General features: G+C 46.8%; 20 protein-coding genes. 10 read left to right on the plus strand and 10 right to left on the minus strand.

Going from position 1 to position 18,553, the window contains the following annotated elements; translation table 11 throughout:
- Positions 1-19 precede the first annotated feature (19 nt).
- Positions 20-790, minus strand: a complete 771-nt coding sequence (locus tag NC996_RS00190; protein ID WP_190438936.1) for a hypothetical protein — start codon at positions 788-790, stop codon at positions 20-22.
- Between the two features lie 142 nt (positions 791-932).
- Between NC996_RS00190 and NC996_RS00195 the strand changes: the two genes are divergently transcribed.
- Positions 933-1,391, plus strand: coding sequence for a hypothetical protein (locus tag NC996_RS00195; RefSeq protein ID WP_199302907.1), 459 nt, complete (start codon positions 933-935; stop codon positions 1,389-1,391).
- 37 nt (positions 1,392-1,428) lie between these two features.
- Here the strand turns inward: NC996_RS00195 and NC996_RS00200 are convergent, their stop codons facing one another.
- Positions 1,429-1,836 (minus strand): hypothetical protein, encoded by a 408-nt coding sequence (locus NC996_RS00200; protein WP_190438906.1) that lies wholly within the window; start codon positions 1,834-1,836, stop codon positions 1,429-1,431.
- Positions 1,837-1,922: 86 nt separating this feature from the next.
- Here NC996_RS00200 and NC996_RS00205 point away from each other — a divergent pair, with 86 nt between their 5' ends.
- Complete coding sequence (locus NC996_RS00205) at positions 1,923-2,585, plus strand: class I SAM-dependent methyltransferase (protein ID WP_190683095.1); 663 nt, start codon at positions 1,923-1,925, stop codon at positions 2,583-2,585.
- Positions 2,586-2,618: 33 nt separating this feature from the next.
- Positions 2,619-2,825 carry a hypothetical protein gene (locus tag NC996_RS00210; RefSeq protein WP_190683097.1) on the plus strand — a complete coding sequence of 69 codons (207 nt, stop codon included), beginning with the start codon at positions 2,619-2,621 and terminating at the stop codon, positions 2,823-2,825.
- 196 nt (positions 2,826-3,021) lie between these two features.
- Here the strand turns inward: NC996_RS00210 and NC996_RS00215 are convergent, their stop codons facing one another.
- Positions 3,022-3,324: a hypothetical protein gene (locus NC996_RS00215; RefSeq protein WP_199302909.1), complete on the minus strand. Its 303-nt coding sequence runs from the start codon at positions 3,322-3,324 to the stop codon at positions 3,022-3,024.
- A 399-nt stretch (positions 3,325-3,723) separates the two neighbouring features.
- Here NC996_RS00215 and NC996_RS00220 point away from each other — a divergent pair, with 399 nt between their 5' ends.
- Both NC996_RS00220 and NC996_RS00225 read left to right on the plus strand, forming a co-directional pair.
- Positions 3,724-4,638, plus strand: coding sequence for a LysR family transcriptional regulator (locus NC996_RS00220; RefSeq protein WP_190683100.1), 915 nt, complete (start codon positions 3,724-3,726; stop codon positions 4,636-4,638).
- A 142-nt stretch (positions 4,639-4,780) separates the two neighbouring features.
- Complete coding sequence (locus NC996_RS00225; protein WP_190413584.1) at positions 4,781-4,963, plus strand: hypothetical protein; 183 nt, start codon at positions 4,781-4,783, stop codon at positions 4,961-4,963.
- Positions 4,964-5,184: 221 nt separating this feature from the next.
- On the opposite strand, the gene NC996_RS00230 is transcribed toward NC996_RS00225, so the two are convergent.
- Positions 5,185-6,114 (minus strand): DMT family transporter, encoded by a 930-nt coding sequence (locus NC996_RS00230; RefSeq protein WP_190683106.1) that lies wholly within the window; start codon positions 6,112-6,114, stop codon positions 5,185-5,187.
- A gap of 213 nt (positions 6,115-6,327) precedes the next feature.
- On the opposite strand from NC996_RS00230, the gene NC996_RS00235 reads away from it, so the two are divergent.
- The gene (locus tag NC996_RS00235; protein ID WP_190683109.1) at positions 6,328-6,675 is read left to right on the plus strand and encodes a hypothetical protein; all 348 of its coding nucleotides are present in this window, start codon (positions 6,328-6,330) and stop codon (positions 6,673-6,675) included.
- 363 nt (positions 6,676-7,038) lie between these two features.
- Here NC996_RS00235 and NC996_RS00240 read toward each other — a convergent pair whose 3' ends face one another.
- On the minus strand, positions 7,039-7,437 hold the full coding sequence (locus NC996_RS00240) for a response regulator (RefSeq protein ID WP_190413779.1): 399 nt from the start codon (positions 7,435-7,437) through the stop codon (positions 7,039-7,041).
- Between the two features lie 575 nt (positions 7,438-8,012).
- On the minus strand, positions 8,013-8,408 hold the full coding sequence (locus NC996_RS00245) for a response regulator (RefSeq protein ID WP_190413592.1): 396 nt from the start codon (positions 8,406-8,408) through the stop codon (positions 8,013-8,015).
- A gap of 165 nt (positions 8,409-8,573) precedes the next feature.
- Here NC996_RS00245 and gyrA point away from each other — a divergent pair, with 165 nt between their 5' ends.
- From gyrA to NC996_RS00260, 3 genes are all read left to right on the plus strand, one after another.
- Positions 8,574-11,105: a DNA topoisomerase (ATP-hydrolyzing) subunit A gene (gene gyrA, locus NC996_RS00250; protein ID WP_190683115.1), complete on the plus strand. Its 2,532-nt coding sequence runs from the start codon at positions 8,574-8,576 to the stop codon at positions 11,103-11,105.
- Between the two features lie 162 nt (positions 11,106-11,267).
- A complete protein-coding gene (locus NC996_RS00255; protein WP_190683131.1) occupies positions 11,268-12,611 on the plus strand; it encodes an ATP-binding cassette domain-containing protein in 1,344 nt (447 codons plus the stop codon).
- 176 nt (positions 12,612-12,787) lie between these two features.
- A complete protein-coding gene (locus NC996_RS00260; protein ID WP_190683134.1) occupies positions 12,788-13,429 on the plus strand; it encodes a restriction endonuclease subunit R in 642 nt (213 codons plus the stop codon).
- Positions 13,430-13,501: 72 nt separating this feature from the next.
- On the opposite strand, the gene NC996_RS00265 is transcribed toward NC996_RS00260, so the two are convergent.
- Entirely contained in the window at positions 13,502-14,152 is a 651-nt protein-coding gene (locus tag NC996_RS00265) for an HAD-IA family hydrolase (RefSeq protein WP_190683138.1), read from the minus strand.
- A 66-nt stretch (positions 14,153-14,218) separates the two neighbouring features.
- A complete protein-coding gene (gene queG / locus NC996_RS00270; RefSeq protein WP_190683142.1) occupies positions 14,219-15,211 on the minus strand; it encodes a tRNA epoxyqueuosine(34) reductase QueG in 993 nt (330 codons plus the stop codon).
- 188 nt (positions 15,212-15,399) lie between these two features.
- Between queG and NC996_RS00275 the strand changes: the two genes are divergently transcribed.
- A complete protein-coding gene (locus NC996_RS00275; RefSeq protein WP_190683145.1) occupies positions 15,400-15,834 on the plus strand; it encodes a ketosteroid isomerase family protein in 435 nt (144 codons plus the stop codon).
- Positions 15,835-16,154: 320 nt separating this feature from the next.
- On the opposite strand, the gene NC996_RS00280 is transcribed toward NC996_RS00275, so the two are convergent.
- Together NC996_RS00280 and NC996_RS00285 are read right to left on the minus strand one after the other, a co-directional pair.
- Positions 16,155-16,583, minus strand: a complete 429-nt coding sequence (locus NC996_RS00280; RefSeq protein WP_190413607.1) for an anti-sigma regulatory factor — start codon at positions 16,581-16,583, stop codon at positions 16,155-16,157.
- A 4-nt stretch (positions 16,584-16,587) separates the two neighbouring features.
- A complete protein-coding gene (locus NC996_RS00285) occupies positions 16,588-18,336 on the minus strand; it encodes a SpoIIE family protein phosphatase (RefSeq protein WP_190427441.1) in 1,749 nt (582 codons plus the stop codon).
- Between the last annotated feature and the right edge of the window lie 217 nt (positions 18,337-18,553).

Here is an 18,553-nt window from a genome sequence, read left to right on the forward strand (position 1 = left end):
CCTCTCCCCTCTCTTCTGATTAGGCAGTTTTGAAAAAGCGGATAATTTCGCGGACGTGGTCGAGAAATTGCCCATCTGCGCTGAGTTGAGCGATCGCATTTTTCGCTTCTCTGGATAAGCGCTCGTGATCGGCTTGGTTTGTGGCTCGCAGTTCTTCGATTGTGGCATTCACACGAGCTAATTCTTTGCGAGTTTCATCGCCTGACCGCTGTTGAGTGGCGACAAAAGAATATGGATCTTCAGGATTCATTTGCGCTTCTAATTGCCTGACGGCATACTCTAAATTATCAAAGCGGCTACGCAGTTCCCAAATATCTTGGCGGGGATACTGAAATTCTTGGCGAATCATCGACAACCGGGCGGCTAAATATTCGTAGGTTCGCACGGCCGGACGCAAAGCCGTTAATAGTAAAGCGGCACCGGAACTGACGTATCCAACGGCACTGATGCCTGTTACAGCTAGAGTATAAAGACCGGCAGCGGAGAGAAAATGGAGCGCGATCGCTACCCAAAATGACCGATTTGCGATCGCTTTGGCATACTTAACTTGTTTCTCATCAATCGCAATTCCCTTTTCGGTTGACAGTGCTGCTTCTGCGATGACTTCTTTCGCGTCAAAGTGGATATTCCACGGAACTGTCACAATCACCAGCAGCCACCAAAAACTCGCCGCACCAATTACCCAATCGATAAAATTACCTGCTGGTACATTTAAGCCTTGCACTACACCAAAAGCGACCAGCACTAAAACCACTAATCCCACGCTGAAACCAATAAAGTTGAAATACATCTCAGTCATCTCTGCCTGAAGGAATTGCCTCAATCGTGGCTGGAGATAGCTGCGGTAATAGAGCGGTTTGTGATAGTTTGGCAACTTTCACATGAGTTGGATTTTTTAACCGCGAAGACGCAAAGAACGCGAAGGAAAGAAAATGAAGGATGAGATTGGTGAATTTGTGAAGTTTCAAGTAAATAAGCGGGACCGATTCGATGCCCTTTGTCGAGTTTTTTATGAGATTAAGAAAGACAAAGATGCAAATTTATGGCGCGATGACAAAGATTGGCTGACCTTTTTTGATGATGAAGCATTATCCCATTTTTGGTGGCCTACTGAAGACGAACGGGTTGAACATTACCGTCGCTGGTTTGCCACTCCTGTGGAACAGAGGTGGACTGACCCTAGCCTAGAAACTCCGTGGGATTTTGAGTCTATGATTTATGCCTTCAAAGATGGTGAGTACCAACTAACTGCCTGTCGGATGATTTCTGCGGATAAAGCTAGGCTTGAATTTTACTCTTACGCCTATCCCTATGGCAGTACAGGCTGTATGGAAGCGTTAATTGAAGCATTTGGTTTTTTTGTTATTGCAGAAAACGATGGGACCGGATAAACAGAAATTTATTAAATATTGATGGCTCAAAATCAGTTTATTGAATCAACCAAGTGCGCCAAGTCGGTTCAGTGTTTGTGCTAGTAGATTGGGGAATCGCCAGACGCCAAGTTTTACCTTCGATTTGGCGTTGCAAGTAGATATCAAAGTGGTTTTGTTGTTGAGTTACCTGATGGTTGGAACGTTGCAGGGTAAAGTTGTAGGTGCCTTGGATGTGGTAGGCAGGTAACTTTTGAATCAACAAAGGTTCCTCGTGAGTCACTCGTATTTGAGCAATTTCAAAGCTAGAGGGTTGCTGGAATAACTGCTGACTCAGCTGCTTTTGGGTTTGGCTGACTTGAAGCGCGATCGCTTTCTGTACCAGTTGACCACCTGGTGCGGGTACACCAATGCCGCAAGCTGTCAGCAGTCCCAGCAAAATCACTGTCAAAATAATTCGCAGCATGGCGTTTAACTTCTCCTCTATTTCCTACGTATCACAACCAGAACGATAGGATAGGCTGTGTGCGTTCTTCGAGTTCTAAATCCATCATGTCAAAAAAGGCCCTAGGGTTAGATGACCAGCTTTACGATTACCTACTTTCTTCATCCTTGCGAGAACCAGAGATTCTTCGCCGTCTGCGGGAAGAAACGGCAAATCATCCCTACGCCAGGATGCAGATTTCCCCAGAACAAGGGCAATTTATGGCGCTGTTGGTTCAGCTAATGGGGGCAAAGAAAACCCTGGAAGTGGGCGTATTTACTGGCTACAGTTCTTTGTGCGTAGCTTTTGCACTTCCCCCAGACGGCAAGATTATTGCTTGCGATGTCAGTGAAGAGTTTACCTCGGTAGCGCGGCGCTATTGGCAGGAAGCTGGGGTAGCGGACAAGATCGATCTGCGAATCGCACCGGCGCTGGAAACGCTGGATCGGCTATTGGCACAGGGGGAGGCACAAACGTTTGATTTTGCGTTCATCGATGCTGATAAGAGTAATTATGACGGGTATTATGAGCGATCGCTCCATCTGGTGCGTCCCGGTGGTTTAATTGCCATCGATAATGTCTTGTGGAGTGGACGAGTTGCCGCTCCTCAAGATCGGGATAACAGTACCCAGAATATCCGAGCTTTGAACGAAAAATTGCACCGCGACGAACGAGTTTCTATCAGTCTCGTCCCCATAGCAGATGGATTGACCTTAGCGGTTAAGCGATAACGAGATCGAAGATACTTCGCAAAAAGAACGCTTATGACAGATGAGAAACTGACTCCCCAAAATGAGCAAGCTAATCTAGATAACTCAACTCTGAAACCGGAAGAGAACGATAAACCTAAGCTGCTAGTCGAAGGTCAAAACGAAAATATCACCACTCCTCCTCCCGATATTGCCGAAGAACACGCCGCTGTTGCTCGTGCGACTCTAGATTTGACGATGGGAATTGAAGACGATTCATAACCGCCAGAAATAAATTCAGTTGGGGTGAGAGGGAGCGATCGCTTCCACCAAAAACCCCCAGCATTAGCTAGGGGTTGTGCAATATGTCGAGAAGATTTTCCTGGTGTGTTACTCTTTTTGTTTCGCTTTAAAAGCGCTTCCCCAGAAAATCTAGCTGGAAGATAAAAGTCCCCGGATTCAAATGTTTTGCTTTTCTTTAAAACATTGACTTATTGTTTCCATAGTACCTTTTTTCAACCCATTCCAGCATATCAACTTCACAACCAAAAGTTGCAGATCTGCCGCTAAAAGGATCGTAAACTTCCCACCAGATATTTCCAAAGCGGTCGGACTTCTTCCAAACTTTTATCTCTGGCTCTTGAGTCAAGAATGTAACTAAACGCTGCCAAACACTATTCAGAACAGAAAATACTTTAGTCTCCTGAACAGGCTTCTGCTCCTTTTGGGTGTAAATAGTTTCTAACCTTTTTTTTTCAAAACAATTCTCAGAAGTTTCCATAATAATTTTCTCCCGCTTCAAGATAGAATAAATTTCAGATTGTGCTGCAAAAAAGTAGGATAGACAAACTTATTTGCTTGCAGCAGTTATCAATATTGATTCCGCCGCAACTGATGAAGGTTAATTACAGAGTAAAGTTGAAGATTAGAAGTTTACTTCCTCCAGTAGAATCACCTGAATGGGTGATGTGGAACTAGAGAGGAGCTTGTAAAATCTCGACTAATTCAACCAAGAAATCTAGATTGCACAACCTAAATTCGCTGACAAATTCAATGTAACTTTTGGTTATTTGATAGACAAAGCAATATTTGTATAGCTAGTATGAATAAAATTCATATATAAAAGAAGAAATGATTTGACTGCGTTTGCGACAATGCATACACCGCTTGCATAACCGCCATGAATGAAATAAATAAAAGCCGGATGAAGCTTTCCCAGATTCGTGCTTTAGTCGCAGTGGCAGACTACGGCAACTTCAGCGAAGCCGCCTTGCAGTTGGAGGTATCGCAGTCAGCAATCAGTCATGCGATCGCAAGTTTTGAAGAAGAATTGGGAGTCGTCTTGCTGGCTCGCGGACGTTATGGAGCGCGTCTTACCCCGGTCGGAGAGCGGGTTACGGCTCATGCTCGTAAATTGCTACAGCTTTTGGAAGCAATGGAGAAGGAAGCCAATTTAGAAAAAGGCTTACAGGGTGGAAACGTGCGAGTTGCCTGTTTTCGGAGTGTGGCGACTCATATACTCCCGACAGCGATCGCTCGATTTCGCGCTTGCTTCCCGAATATCACTGTAAGCATCGTTGATGGTGATGATTACTCGCGTGTAGGAGATGCATTGCGAGCCGGTTATGCCGATATTGGGTTTATCTACTTACCCGCTGGTAATGAATTTGAAACTTGGGAAATTTTGCGGGATGATTACGTTCTCCTACTCCCGCCTACAACTAATTTAAGTAGTGCCAAAGTCACTTGGAAGCAGTTAGCCACTTATCCTTTGATTATTAGTTCCTGCATTCCCTGCAATGAGTGGATTCGCAAATACTTGGTAATCGCAGAATACGCGCTCAACATTGCTTATGAAATCAAAGAAGATTCAACTATCGTCAGCATGGTGGAACAGGGTTTAGGGGCAGCAATTCTCCCTCGTCTGGCTGCCGAACCTGTTCCCACTGGGGTGCGCGTGTGCAGCTTGCCAGCACCTCTAGAGCGAGTAATTGGGGTAGCGCTTCTCGCAAATGCCCTTCATACTCCAGCCGTCTATGCATTTCTAGATGCTATCCGGAATACAGGACGCTTTGCGGCTAAAGCAGCAGTTTGATTTAAGTTAAGGAGAGAGTGCGATCGCAAATCAGAAGGGCGCTCTTTTTGGTTGGAGATACGGTAATCACTGCATTCTCAGCTCCCTTACTGCCAAAAAATTTGGTCAAGATGAAAGTAGACTTACATTAAGGATGAACGCTATGTTTCCGTTTTGGGGTAGTACCTGTTGGGGATCTCAACCAGTTTCCGGTAGAGATTATCAGGAACGCAGACTTCGGTTCCTGAAATGGATGCGAAACGATCTAGAGGCGAGATTGGCAGGACTTAACGCTGCGATCGAAACGATTGAGCGCCAGATGGATCGGGAAAATACAACAATTTAGTCTATCGACTGCCGATCGCAAATTATTGTGGCTTCTGACAAAGTGATAGAACTGGGTTAAAGATTCCTCAGCTGAGAGCGCCTACTTCTGAAGTAGGCGCTATGTTTTTAGGGGTTAAACATAGCCTCAGACTTTATTAATCGAGCAATCTCCCTTTCTAAAACTACTTGTGTAATGGTGCGATCGCTATTTTCTGTTCAAGGCACTTCCCCACCAAATCCCTACCGAAGGCTAAACAGCACCGCCACTCCACCCAAGGCAACTAAAACACCTAAGATAGCTCGAAAACTGACAACATCGCCCATCCAAATCGCTAGGGGTAAGACAAACAACGGGCTAGTAGAACTTAGCGTTTGGGCAATTCCAGCGGGGGCGAATTTCAGAGAAATTTGTTGCAGCCAGATGCCGAGATAGGTGCTGAAAAAAGCGGTTATGGCAATGACTCCCACAATGTGCCAAGACTGCAACGGTTTAAGCCAGTCATTGGCTTGACGCCGCCCCAGCAACTTCCACAGCAGTAGCACCAGTACCCCCGCCCCCAAGCGCAACAAGGTACTCCACAAGGGGCTGATACTCGATTGGATGAGGGCTGTCCGCGAGAGGACGGCACCTGTTGCCTGTGCTACTGCTGCCAGTAAACCCCAACTAATTCCCCGCATCGTCAGATGCTTGCTTTCAGCGGTGGAATTAGGCACCCGTTCCGTCACCACCCAGACGACGCCCAGAATGGTTAATAAAATTCCGCACCAAGCAGCAGCCGTCAGTTGTTCTTGTAAAAAGACTAGCGCTAACACGGCTGTTAAGGGGGGTGCTAGGGTTTCTAATATCAAGGTACGCCTTGCACCCAGGCAGTTGATGGCTGCAAAATAAGCCGTATCTCCCAATCCAATGCCAAGGACGCCACTTAGTAGCAATAGTGTCAGTGCAGTCGGGTTGATTTCAGGTAGCAGCTGTCCTTGCAAAAGTAGGGTGAGAACAAGGAACGCGATCGCAATTATCCCTTTAAACAAATTCAGTTCTAGGGGTGGGATTTGCCGTCCCAAGCGGCTGTAAACCAGCGAAGCGATCGCCCATAAAAAGGCGGCACTGAGTGCCGCCAGTTCTCCTTTAAAATTTGTAATCCAATTAAAAAAATTTGTTAAAAAGATCATTCCTGTTTTTTGAATCGGTCATTCTGATGTAAATTTTACCGAAGGGCATACTCCTCAGTTCAGGCTGCACACTTCTTCTGGCGGATATTTCTCGCTTATCAAACATTGTATAAATTTACTTAAGCCGGATGCCAAAGATGTTAGCAATGTAACCATACTATTCTTTAACAATTGGTAGGATTCAGCAAGAAAGAAAATTTTGAGGAGACTGCGATGAACTATACCTTTGAAATTTTAGGGGTATCTCCCATTCTTTATTTCTTTAACCATCAACAGGAAATTATTCAAACAGATCCACACAGAGCCGAATACTTAGGAAGTCCTAAATGCACCCTGGATGCTTTTCTGGAATCCGTTGAAGCGGTTCCACCCAAGCGAGGCTGGAATTTAGAAGAGATTCTGCATACAATGGTAGACTTTTGGCTGAACAATTCTGACAATATCCAATATTGGAACAAGCGTCTTAAGGATGCTGGCAAAGAGAATTTGTTAGTCGCTAGAGTTGCCGATCTAAAGGCATTACGGGCGGAGTTTGACTCCCTATTAGGTCAAAATTTTTAATTGATTCAGCATCATTGCACCTAGACGTAGGCGCGAGTCAGGATTATTCGCGCTAACTGCTTGCGGCAGCGCCAATAAAGGTCGCATCATTGAGGCATTCAGGGGAAACAGCGAAGAAAGCCTAGACGTTACGCGATCGCACTCTAACATGAGACACGATTGGGCAGCCGCAAAAATTGCTACCCCTCTACTATTTCTGCCTCTACTATTTCTGAAAAAATACAAGTGTACTAAACTAGGTTTTACCTAACTGAATACAAGACCTGCGAGCCGAAGTTTGGGCACAGCCGTCACAAATAGTTTTGAAACAAGAGCTTTGCAACTCGCCTGCATGAAGCTTGCTCCACCTTATCAGCATCAAAACTACTTTTGTGGTATCAGCGCCATGATTTGCTCCACGAACAGTTGATGATCGACAACTGGTTTAGAAATGTATTCGTCGGCACCACTTTGCTGGAGGAAATTTTCGCGATCGCCTTCCATCGCATTAGCTGTCACCAGAATAATCGGTAGAGCGGCAGTTTGCGGGTTAGCTTTTAATAGTTGGGTGATTTTTATGCCATCAACCGATTTACCCTGGTAAAAACTGTTTGTTAAGGAAACATCCATCAAAATAATGTCAACCTCCCTAGCTTGGGCGATTTGGATTACTTCTTCTACATTTTCAGTATGTTTCACTTGCAAACCGGCTCGCTTTGTCAGGATTTTAGAAAAAACCCGAACATTAATCGGATCGTCTTCTACAATCAAAACGGTTTTCATCAAGTTTTTCCCTTCAACAGCGTTTTTTTCTAGGGTCGTAGTCATTGTTTTTTGTTTCAATACGATTATGAAAATTTCTTTGTCACCTTAAAATTTATCGCTTAATTTGCCATCAATCGCAAGATGCAAATTTTTTATTGCTGTCAATAAAGAGTAAATAAAACTTATGATAAAAAAACTGAACCGACCTTCGACCGGACGGTTTGTCCCTACAGGATTACACGCAAAGATGCAACCATCATATTTTGAATACGCCATTAAATATGCCATGAGCGCGGTCGCCGGACGTGCCTTACCCAACGTCCGCAACCGTTTAAATCCCAGTTTGTGGGATTAATGCCACGTCCCTCATGTCACTTTGCCAGAGTTGTCGGGGGCTGCGAGTCACGCGAAGTAAAGAAACCACCCACCAGGATTCCTTAAATAATACAAATGTACTAGACTGGTGGCAACAGAAGAGGGCAAAGGCTGAAAGGTAAAAAGCCACAAGAGCGCCTTCACACTCCAAATGGAAGACATTGAATTTTACAACTCAGGGCGGTCAATGCCCGCCCTACCCCTGGAACATAAAAGTATTATTGTGGCAACAATGCCTTAATTTGATCCACAAACAGTTGATGATCGACAACTGGTTTAGAAATATAGGCATCGGCACCACTCTGTTTGAGGAAATTTTCGCGATCGCCCTCCATCGCATGAGCCGTAACCAGGATAATAGGCAAACTAGCAGTTTGCGGGTCAGCCTTCAACATCTGCGTGATTTTTATGCCATCAACCGACTTACCCTGGTAAACACTATGGGCCAGGGAAACATCCATCAAAATAATGTCAGCCTCACCGGATTGGGCAATTTGCATCACCTCTTCCACATTTTCGGTATGCTTAACTGCCAAACCGCCCCGCTTGCTCAGAATCTTAGAAAAAACCCGAGCATTAATCGGATCGTCTTCTACAATCAAAACGGTTTTCATCGAGTTTTTCCTTTCAATGGCGCTCTTTGGAAGAGTCGTGGTCATAGCTGCGGTTCCATACTACTGTGAAAGGTTCTTTGTCACGTTGCCATTTGTGACGCGATCGGTCATCAACCTCAAGATGCAAAAAAATTTTACGTTTTCAGGAACTAGGGAATAAAACTCATGGCGAAACAACTGAACCTTTTGGCAACCGGACAGATCATCCCCACGCCTTTACACGCGGAGATGCAACGGTCTTACCTTGAATATGCCATGAGTGTGATCGTCGGGCGTGCATTACCCGATGTCCGCGACGGTTTAAAGCCAGTGCATCGGCGGATTTTGTATGCCATGCACGAACTCGGACTGACGCCAGACCGCCCCTACCGCAAGTGTGCGAGGGTGGTTGGGGATGTTTTGGGCAAATATCACCCACATGGCGACCAGGCGGTTTATGACGCCTTAGTGCGTCTGGTGCAAGAATTTTCCAGCCGCTATCCCCTCCTCGGCGGTCATGGTAACTTTGGCTCGGTGGATAATGACCCACCTGCGGCGATGCGTTACACGGAAACGCGACTGGCTGCAATTAGTCATGAAGCGCTTCTGAGTGAAATTGGCGAAGCCACAGTTGACTTCATCGGCAACTTTGACAATTCCCAACAAGAACCAACCGTACTGCCAGCTCAGCTGCCGGTGTTATTACTCAACGGGTGCGCCGGAATTGCCGTCGGCATGGCAACGAATGTGCCGCCGCACAACTTGGGTGAGGTCGTGGATGGTTTAATTGCCCTAATCGATCAACCCGATCTCCCAGACGGGAAGCTATGGAAGCTAGTTCCGGGGCCAGATTTCCCGACGGGGGGCGAAATTGTCGGGACAGAGGGAATTCGGGAAGCTTACAACACGGGTCGCGGTAGCATCACCGTGCGGGGAGTCGCCCAGATTGAGGAAATCGCGGCAACTCGGGGACGGCACAAGCGGGCGGCAATTGTGGTGACGGAATTGCCTTTCCAGGTGAATAAGGCGGGTTGGATTGAGAAGGTAGCGGAACTGGTCAATCAGGGTCGAATCGAAGGCATTGCGGATCTGCGGGATGAAAGCGATCGCGAAGGAATGCGCGTGGTGGTGGAATTGAAACGAGATACCAATCCTCACCATGTCCTCGATCAACTCTATCGACAAACAGCACTCTGTACCAATTTTGGCGCGATCCTGTTGGCATTGGTAGATGGGCAACCGCGTCAGCTCACGTTGCGCCAGTTGTTGGAGGAATTTCTCAAGTTCCGAGAACAGACGCTGACTCGGCAGTATACCTACGAATTGGGTGAGGCAGAAAGACGCCTTCACGTTGTCGAAGGGTTGCTGGCGTCTTTAACCGAGTTGGATGCGGTGATTGAAATTCTCCGGAATGCTGCCGATGGCAGCACCGCCAAGTTAAGGCTACAAGAACGGTTGAATATCAGTGAGGTTCAGGCGGATGCTATTTTGTCAATGCCCTTGCGACGCCTCACTGGCTTGGAACGGCAAAACTTACAAGGTGAGTTTAACGAGTTGTCAGAGAGAATTCATCTGTTGCAACTGTTGCTAAGCGATCGCCGCGAACTCCTGAAAGCCTTGAAAAAAGATTTGCGATCGCTCAAACGCAAATTCACCGATCCGCGCCGTAGCAAGATCCTGACGGAAGCGAAAGAATTAAAGACTCAGCCAACAGAGAAAAAACCCGACTCAAAAGACAAAAGTCACAAGTCAGAAGCCAAATCTACTCAAGCCGCACTCCTGACTCCTGAACACTTAGAAGAAGAGGCAGTTTTGGAGTTTACCCAGCGCGGATATGTCCGGCGCATCCCTAAAAATGGAATTAAATCCGCGTCTGGAAAAGGCGATAGCAGCAGTCGTCCAGATGATTTTATCGTCAAAACTCAGGTGACTAGCACCCAAGCCGAGTTAGTCGTACTCAGCAGCGGCGGCAAAGCTTACCCCGTCAAGGTGGGTGAGATTCCGCCAACCGGGAAGCAATCGCGGGGAACGCCGCTAATCGGCTTGCTGTCCAACTCAGCTCAAACTGCGGCAGAAACGATTGTCTCCAACTTTTTTCTGCCTGAAAATCCGCAAAGTGCCGATCTAATTTTGCTTAGCGAACAGGGGAGAATCAAGCGCCTGCCTCTGGTAGAACTGGCTAACCTTACCAGTCGCGGCATCACGCTCATGAAACTGAAAGAAGACGATCGGTTAAAGTACGTCAATCTGGCTAAAACCGGCGAACAGCTCGTTTTGGCCACTGGGGGCGGACGTTTGCTGCGGCTTCAAGTCAACGACGATCATCTACCCTTGATGGGACGCACGACGATGGGGGTGCAGGCAATGCGGCTGCGGCGTTCCGAGCAACTGGTAGGAGCCTTAACGCTGGGGGATGATGAGAATATTTTAATCGTTTCCCAGTTGGGGTATGCCAAACGCCTGCCGATGAGTACAATCCGACTGGCAAATCTTGGCGACCTTGGCACTCAGGCACTGCATTTTACCAGCAAAACAGATGCTTTGGCAGCGATGGTCGCGGCTCCAGCAAAGTCTCAGATCGTCCTTCTGACAAGCGCCCAGCGAGTGGTGCGAATGCCAGTAAATTCAGTGCAGTTGCGAGGGAAAGATGGAACAGGCGATCGCATCCTCGAATTAAACCCGGACGAAAAAATTATTACTGTCGTCCTTTGTTCGTAGCTCGGCGTTCGGGATTTATTGAGAACGATGAATCCCGAACTCAAAGCCATTAATTCTTTTCCGCCACAAGATTCCCTACTGCTTTGGTTCTCCGATTTTCCTAAGAGTTCTGTGCTGCGAGTAAGTGATTGAAAATAGATTCAGTAGTGGGTATTAATAGCCGTGGCACAAGTTGTTATAGAAAACGTTTACAAAAGCTTTTCCGGTCGTCAAGGGGAAGTCGTCGCAGCGATCGCGCCTGAACCTCTGCTGACGCCAGCAGATGAGGGTTCTCTGGTTGTAGATGACAAACCTTCGCCTCCGTCTGGAACTACAAATGTCTTGCGACGGATTAACCTGACGGTGCAAGATGGCGAGTTTATGGTGTTAGTAGGCCCTTCTGGCTGTGGCAAAAGTACGCTGTTGCGGCTGATTGCGGGACTGGAAGAATTAACGGGGGGCAATATCCGAGTGGGAGACACTCTCGTGAACGATTTGCCGCCAAAGGAACGCGACATCGCAATGGTGTTTCAAAACTATGCCCTCTATCCCCACATGACGGTGTATGACAATATTGCCTTTGGACTGCGGCGCACGGGGCACAAAGGCGCGGGGAAGCAGGAAAATGGGGGCGCAGAGGAGGGGAATGCTTCACTCAGTCCACAGTCCTCTTTGCCCATCTGGGCGGAGAATCTGCTGGTGGAAATGACGCGATCGCTTCCCAAACATCTTCGGTACATACCCGAACGCGAGAAAGCGATTAACGAGCAGGTGCGGACAGTTGCTCAATTGTTGCAAATTGAGCCGCTCTTAAACAGGTTGCCAAAACAACTATCAGGAGGGCAAAAGCAGCGAGTCGCATTGGGACGCGCGATCGCGCGCAATCCTCAAGTATTTTTGATGGATGAACCGCTATCGAACTTAGATGCCAAACTTCGGGCAGAAACTCGCGCCCAAATTGTTAAGTTGCAGCGACAGCTTGGCACAACAACCATTTACGTCACCCACGACCAAACGGAAGCGATGACAATGGGCGATCGCATCGCGGTGATGAATCACGGAAAAATCCAGCAAATCGCTGCACCGTTGGAACTTTACAACCAGCCAGCCAACCGCTTCGTGGCAGAATTCATTGGTTCGCCGCCGATGAACTTTTTGCCGGTGCAAGTGAAAGCACCTCTCCTCATTACCCATTCTCAATTTCGGCTCACTCTCCCCGATGTTTGGGCGTCAGCACTGCAAAAATACGATGGGCAATCCCTGACTTTAGGCATCCGTCCCGAACACTTGATCGTTGGCGTTCCCGCCCCCAAAAATCTCCAAGTGCGAGTAGATTTGGTGGAAGCACTAGGCAACGAAACTTATTTATCTGCCACTCTCCTAGAGTCAGCGATCGCATATCCCTTACAGGTACGCATTCCACCAGACAAAGCGGTGCGAATTGGCGATCGCTTGTGGTTATCGCTGATGCCAGAGAAAATTCATTTCTTCGATCCACAGACTGGCATCGCAATTCTCTCGCGTTAGTTGGATTTTTGCGATTTAGCAAGACTTTTTTCGGCAATAAGCTGTTGGGTACTATTCGCTCATCTACCACTTACCAAAAGAGCATCTTCCCCCGCTATAGGCATAAACTCAGAAAATAATTTTTACCCCTAACAACCGAACTCATTCAATCCAAAATCCAAAATTCACATAACCCCATGACAACTCTCAACGCCCGCAATTTATCTCTAGATGATGTTCATCGTCTTTTAAACTTTCAGGAGCAGTACAATGGTTCTTTCACACCGTTGTTATCTTTAGAACCTCTAACAGAGTTTGAACAGCAAGAACTATTACAAATTTGGGATGACTTTCGCCACTATTTAACAGCAGGAAAAGTGCTGGAAGGACAGGTAAAGCTTCTTACCGTTGCTCTGTTACTGCGATTAGCTGGCTTTTACCGCTACCCTATCCACATTAGCTTGGAAGAGGGTATCGCAGATATCAATATCACAGATGAAGACACCATCATTACAGGACGGTTGGATATTTTAGCCGTCAAGAAAACTCACCAGACAACAGCTAACGTATCTTTTTGGGTTTTGGTCATTGAAGCTAAAAACAGTCAGGTTGAAGCTTTCACGGGTCTTCCTCAACTCCTTACCTATGCCCATAAAAGTTTAGAACATCAAACATCCTTTTGGGGACTAACGACAAACGGGCTGCGATATCAATTAGTGTATATTCAGCGGGGAAATCCCCCAACTTATCTGCTAATGCCAGAGTTGAACTTGATTGATTCTGAGCGTTTAACCCAATTACTACAAGTTCTCAAAGCTATCTGTAAAGTCATAGGCTAGTCAGTAGTTATCTGAGCTATGGCAGCACGATCGCGTATCCCTTCAATTAACTTTAGAAAGCGGCTTCCATCTTTACACTGGCTGTTTTTGTAAGCTTCCTATCACTTCTAATAGTTCGCTAGGTTTGTCAATCAAAAAATCTGGGTGATGTTTGGCTAAAACTTCTTTTGAATTAAAACCCCAACTAACTGAAATTACTTTTATCCGGCTCTTTCTTGCCGCTTCGATATCTCTTGTTTCATCCCCAACATAAACCATCTCACTAATTTGCAGATCTTGTTTTTTAGAAAAACTATTAATTACTTTGTGTTTTCCAAAAATCGTTGGGGCTGAATAAATAAAATCAAATAAGTCTATAAAATCATTCTGCTTCAAAAAAATCGAAACATTTTCCTTGGAATTAGATGTTATAATCCCTAATCGGTACCCCAGATTTTTCAACTCTGTAAAAGTTTCTTTAATACCTGGAAAAGGTTTTAAATCTTGAACCTGATTATGTAATCTTGTTCTAACTTTCCTAAGTAGAAAGGGTAACTTAAAGATAGAAACCCCAGAAAATTTAATAATTTGGCTAGAACTTAAATTTTTAATCTTTTCGATATCTTCTAGACTGACTGGCTGATGCCCGAATTCTACGGCTAAACGATTAGTAATATTCACGACGGCATCAAGGCTATCAGCAATTGTGCCATCGAAATCAAAAATTATGACTTTTACGGTCATTGTTTTGGGTGTATCTCAACTTGGGCTGAATTTTGTCTTGTGTAGTGCCTACTTGCTGGCGCTATGTCATACGTCGAGTGGTGCTTTTGCTTCCAAATTTGCCCTAGCATTGCGCCGCAACATCTCCGGTTTTATCCGCCGCAGCGCTGAGGCGGGAAACCGACGATCCCACTCTTCATCGGAAATTTCCGCTAATTCGCTTAGAAGGGGAGCTACATTGCCAGAATACGGCTGAAAATCGGCAACATCCGTAGGCTGAGCAAAACGCTGATTCCAAGGGCAAACATCCTGGCAGATATCGCAACCAGCAACCCAGCCTTGCAGAGGAGATGCGATCGCTGCCACTCCGTCCTGCTTCGCTAACGGTTTCGCTTCGCTTAGCGCATCTGGTAAGTTTTCAGCCCGATTCTCAATTGTGTGGTAAGCGATGCACCGATTAGCGTCTACAACAAAGGGCTGGGTAATTGCACCCGTGGGACAAGCATCGATACAACGAGTACAAGTGCCACAGTGTTCAGTATGGGGCAAGTCAGGCGTTAAGTCGAGGTTGGTCAATACTTCCCCTAAAAATACCCAAGAACCATACTTGCGCGTAATGACATTTCCATTCTTGGCAATCCAACCAATTCCAGCTTGCTGTGCCCAAACTTTATCTTGCACGGGGCCAGTATCAGCATAGTAACGCGCAGAGATGCCTTCTCCCTGCTCTTGCAGCCAAGTGGTGAGTGCTTTCAGCTTTTTATGCAGGATCTTGTGATAATCCCTTCCCCAGCCATAGCGGGAGATTTTGGCGTATTCCTTACCTTCGGGACGCTGGTGAGGCGTGTAATAGTTGAGGACCACACAAATTAGCGATCGCACTTCTGGCATGACTCGATGGATATCTTGCCGCTTAGGATTCGCCATCCATTCCATGTCCGCCTGATAGCCTTGTGCCAGCCATGCCTGCAACCGCTGTACTTCCACTTCTGCCCCATCTACAGCCGCGATTCCTGCCTTGTGGAATCCCAACTCAAAGGCTTTTTGCTTCACTTCGCGACTACTGATGGGTACTTTCACAAGGTTTGATGGCGATCGCACGTGACTCGAATCATTATAGTTTCTCGGATTTCGGTTTTGCACCTAGCGGTTGAAACCGCCGCAACACAGATGCAAAAGCAGGAAAGTTCTGAACAATCCCTCCAGAAGCGCAGGTGCGAACCTGCTGTTTTGTTTAATACTAATCGGTGTGGTTTGCAGGAAATGCCATGACACCATCTGACGATCTAGTTTTAACTTCCGAATCTGAATCCACCACCGAGCTGACAATTGCCGGAATAACAGAGCCTGTCGTGCTGCGCTATTTTGAAACGATGAATGCAGGCGACTTTGAGGCAACTGCTGCTTTATTTGCAGAGGATGGGGAAATGAATCCCCCATTTGAGTCGCCGATTGTGGGACATGATGCGATCGCATCTTACCTGCAAGCAGAAGCCAAGGCCATGACTCTCTCCCCCCGTGAAGGAATTGCCGAAACTCTAGAAGATGGCAACACGCAGATTCAGGTTAGCGGTAAGGTACAAACTCCCGTTTTTGGAGTCAATGTCTCCTGGATATTTATCCTCAATCCACAGCGTCAAATTATTTTTACCCGGATCAAACTATTAGCATCTCCCCAAGAGTTACTGAACTTACGCCGTTGATTACGCGCTTAGATAAGGATTTTTACCTCGATCCCAGGCTAAACCTGGGATCGAGTCATTTTATAAGTCAACTCTTCTTTGTGAAACTTATAAATTTCCTGTAAAACGATCGCTATTCGCTTTACTTTTTTTAACAAAAAGAGGCGATGCCACTCCATTGACCCGGCTCGCCTAGATCGATGTGCTGGTTCCTATTAAAAAACCTCAGGCTATCCAGCTCATGAGGTTAGAAAATACCCGGTTAAAAGCTCTCTTTGGTTCCTAATTATGTCTATTTTTTGGGCACCCTGATGGCATAAAAAACCATCAATCCCACGATGCTATGCTTTTGTCGCTTCTGGCAAACTCGCTTCTAACTTCAAACAGTTACGACCGTTTACTTGTAAGCGATACTCTACTCGATCCATTAACCTATTCATAATCAGCCACCCATAACCGCTTTCCTGTTTATCATTCGGGGTAGGCGGGAGATAAGTTGATAAGTCAAATCCCTGACCGTGATCCCAAATTTCGAGAGCAATATCCCGATTTTTTAGTTCTAGGCGAATTAGCACGGGCAAATTTGGTTGCTCCTTATGAGCATGACGCACCACATTCGAGTATGCTTCCACCAAAGCCAATCGCAAGCGATTCGATTGACGAGGCCAATCCACCGAGTCGGTCAGTTCGACTTCCAAACATCCCAGTAGCCAGCTTTCAACAATTGTTAAAAACTTCAAATCACTTGGTATGTGCAGCTCCGTTTTCATGTACTTAAAGAACCTCCAGAGAGAGTATAGTTTGGTCGTCTTCCTGAACGTTATTGGTGTGTTCTCGAATCCGCGCGAGTAAGTTATTCAAATCGAAAGGTACTGGCTCAAGGCATACAAGTTTCCAAAGCCCATCTTGTGTCAGCATACTACTCGTACCTTCAAAGCTGCCAGTGGTAACTTCTGCCGTCGGCGCGATCTCCGAAGCAGTATGTCGAAGGCTACTTTCTTGGGTGACAGTCGCCTCGGTAATCCCGTCGCTCGTCAGTAGCAGAATTTCACCTGAATTTAAGGTCAGTTGCCCCTGCTTGGCTTTCCAGATGGGTAAAATTCCCAAAGGGATGCCGCGAGTCTTGAGAAAATTTGGTTCCAGCGCCGAGTCTGAAGTAGGTGCCGCTCTTTGTTGCACGACTTCCCGATTAGACCAGACTAAGGGATAGATGTGACCGGCATTAGCATATACCAACTCTTGAGTTGCTGGGGTATAACGAGCCAGCACCATCGTGATAAAGCAGTTGGTGCTGACGAGATCGTTGGACATAATGCTGTTAAGATTCCGCATGACGACATCTGGCTCCGGAGAAATTTCCTGAGCGAGTTCCCGGCGCAGAATAGAAATTGCACTTGCCATAAATAGAGCCGCTGGGACGCCTTTCCCAGAGACATCTCCCACTGCCAGCCAAACATCGCCTTGAGGATGGACGTACACTTCAAAAAAATCACCCCCCACTTCTCTAGCAGCGACGCAGCAGGCTTGCACCTGCATCCCTTCTACTTCAGGCCAACTTTGGCGGAGGAGGTTATTTTGAATTTGACGAGCGACTTCTAGTTCGGCACGCATTTGCTGAGCTTGCTGCTGCGTGCGCTGGTAGAGTTTAGCCTGAGAAAGCGCCAAAGCGGCTTGTTCGGCGACGCCTTCTATCAGCTGAACTTCGTCGGGTGCCCAGAGGCGATCGCTATTTTCTTGATAGAGGCAGAGAACCGCTAACACCTGCTGCTGGAAGATCAGCGGCACTCCTAACTGAGTGGAACGCCTTCCCTCTTGTTCGCCTTGGGCAAGTTGGATCTTACGACTTTCCAGGGCTGCTTGGAGTAAGGAGTCTGAGTCGTGTTCCGGTACTGGGGGTTCTGTATCCTCGCTCGGCTCATTTGGAGTTGGATAGAAAAAAATTTCGCTGGTCAAGCGATCGCTCTCTACGGGTCGCAGAACGCAATAACTCGCCTCAAAAGCTTGCCCAATGGTATTGGCAACGGTTTGCAGCATACTCTGGTAATCTAGCGACTCCCGAATTGCCGTTGTCACCGCATTCAAGAGTTCTTCTCGGCGCAAGGCGCGGCGCAGTTCGTTCGTCCTTTGTTTCAGCACGCGGTAAGTTTCCGCGGCTTGTTGAACCACTGCTTTTAAGTTCTCCGGGTTCCAGGGTTTGGTGATGTACTTAAACACCTGACCGGAGTTAATCGCATCGACTAAATCTTCGACATCCGTGTAGCCGGTTAGGAGAATCCGGATGGTATCGGGAAAGCGCTCAACTGTTTTACTTAAAAATTCGGTTCCATTCATTTGGGGCATGCGCTGGTCAGAAATAATCACAGCCATTTCCCCTTCCGTGTCCAAAACTTGAATGGCGCTGAAGGCACTGTCGGCTTTGAAGACGCGAAAATCTCGCCGAAATGTCCGATAAAGTAAATCTAGGTTGTCATGCTCGTCATCAACCACCATCAGTTTGAGTTTGCTCCCTTCTGCCTGACTCATCGGCACACTCCGCTTCCCGCTTAATTAGATCATCGACAGCTTGAGGGGATTTTCACTCCTCATCCCTTGCCTGCATATCGCATTCCCGGAGCAAAATCCGGTTCTCGCTTTTATTTCTCGTGATGCTGCTGATTGATGATTCGATAGAATAACAGCTTTGAGGGCATTCTGAGACGCCCATTGACTAAGGTTTGTTACTCGACCAACTGACTACGGG

Origin of the sequence: Trichocoleus sp. ST-U2 (assembly GCF_039961875.1) — a bacterium.
Taxonomy (GTDB): domain Bacteria; phylum Cyanobacteriota; class Cyanobacteriia; order Cyanobacteriales; family FACHB-T130; genus FACHB-T130.

Excerpts from the sequence above, each read along its gene's own strand:
- NC996_RS00190 (WP_190438936.1), bottom strand. The coding sequence starts at position 790 with ATGTATTTCAACTTTATTGGTTTCAGCGTGGGATTAGTGGTTTTAGTG.
- NC996_RS00195 (WP_199302907.1), top strand. The coding sequence starts at position 933 with ATGAAGGATGAGATTGGTGAATTTGTGAAGTTTCAAGTAAATAAGCGG.
- NC996_RS00200 (WP_190438906.1), bottom strand. The coding sequence starts at position 1,836 with ATGCTGCGAATTATTTTGACAGTGATTTTGCTGGGACTGCTGACAGCT.
- NC996_RS00205 (WP_190683095.1), top strand. The coding sequence starts at position 1,923 with ATGTCAAAAAAGGCCCTAGGGTTAGATGACCAGCTTTACGATTACCTA.
- NC996_RS00210 (WP_190683097.1), top strand. The coding sequence starts at position 2,619 with ATGACAGATGAGAAACTGACTCCCCAAAATGAGCAAGCTAATCTAGAT.
- NC996_RS00215 (WP_199302909.1), bottom strand. The coding sequence starts at position 3,324 with ATGGAAACTTCTGAGAATTGTTTTGAAAAAAAAAGGTTAGAAACTATT.
- NC996_RS00220 (WP_190683100.1), top strand. The coding sequence starts at position 3,724 with ATGAATGAAATAAATAAAAGCCGGATGAAGCTTTCCCAGATTCGTGCT.
- NC996_RS00225 (WP_190413584.1), top strand. The coding sequence starts at position 4,781 with ATGTTTCCGTTTTGGGGTAGTACCTGTTGGGGATCTCAACCAGTTTCC.
- NC996_RS00230 (WP_190683106.1), bottom strand. The coding sequence starts at position 6,114 with ATGATCTTTTTAACAAATTTTTTTAATTGGATTACAAATTTTAAAGGA.
- NC996_RS00235 (WP_190683109.1), top strand. The coding sequence starts at position 6,328 with ATGAACTATACCTTTGAAATTTTAGGGGTATCTCCCATTCTTTATTTC.
- NC996_RS00240 (WP_190413779.1), bottom strand. The coding sequence starts at position 7,437 with ATGAAAACCGTTTTGATTGTAGAAGACGATCCGATTAATGTTCGGGTT.
- NC996_RS00245 (WP_190413592.1), bottom strand. The coding sequence starts at position 8,408 with ATGAAAACCGTTTTGATTGTAGAAGACGATCCGATTAATGCTCGGGTT.
- gyrA (WP_190683115.1), top strand. The coding sequence starts at position 8,574 with ATGGCGAAACAACTGAACCTTTTGGCAACCGGACAGATCATCCCCACG.
- NC996_RS00260 (WP_190683134.1), top strand. The coding sequence starts at position 12,788 with ATGACAACTCTCAACGCCCGCAATTTATCTCTAGATGATGTTCATCGT.
- NC996_RS00265 (WP_190683138.1), bottom strand. The coding sequence starts at position 14,152 with ATGACCGTAAAAGTCATAATTTTTGATTTCGATGGCACAATTGCTGAT.
- NC996_RS00275 (WP_190683145.1), top strand. The coding sequence starts at position 15,400 with ATGACACCATCTGACGATCTAGTTTTAACTTCCGAATCTGAATCCACC.
- NC996_RS00280 (WP_190413607.1), bottom strand. The coding sequence starts at position 16,583 with ATGAAAACGGAGCTGCACATACCAAGTGATTTGAAGTTTTTAACAATT.
- NC996_RS00285 (WP_190427441.1), bottom strand. The coding sequence starts at position 18,336 with ATGAGTCAGGCAGAAGGGAGCAAACTCAAACTGATGGTGGTTGATGAC.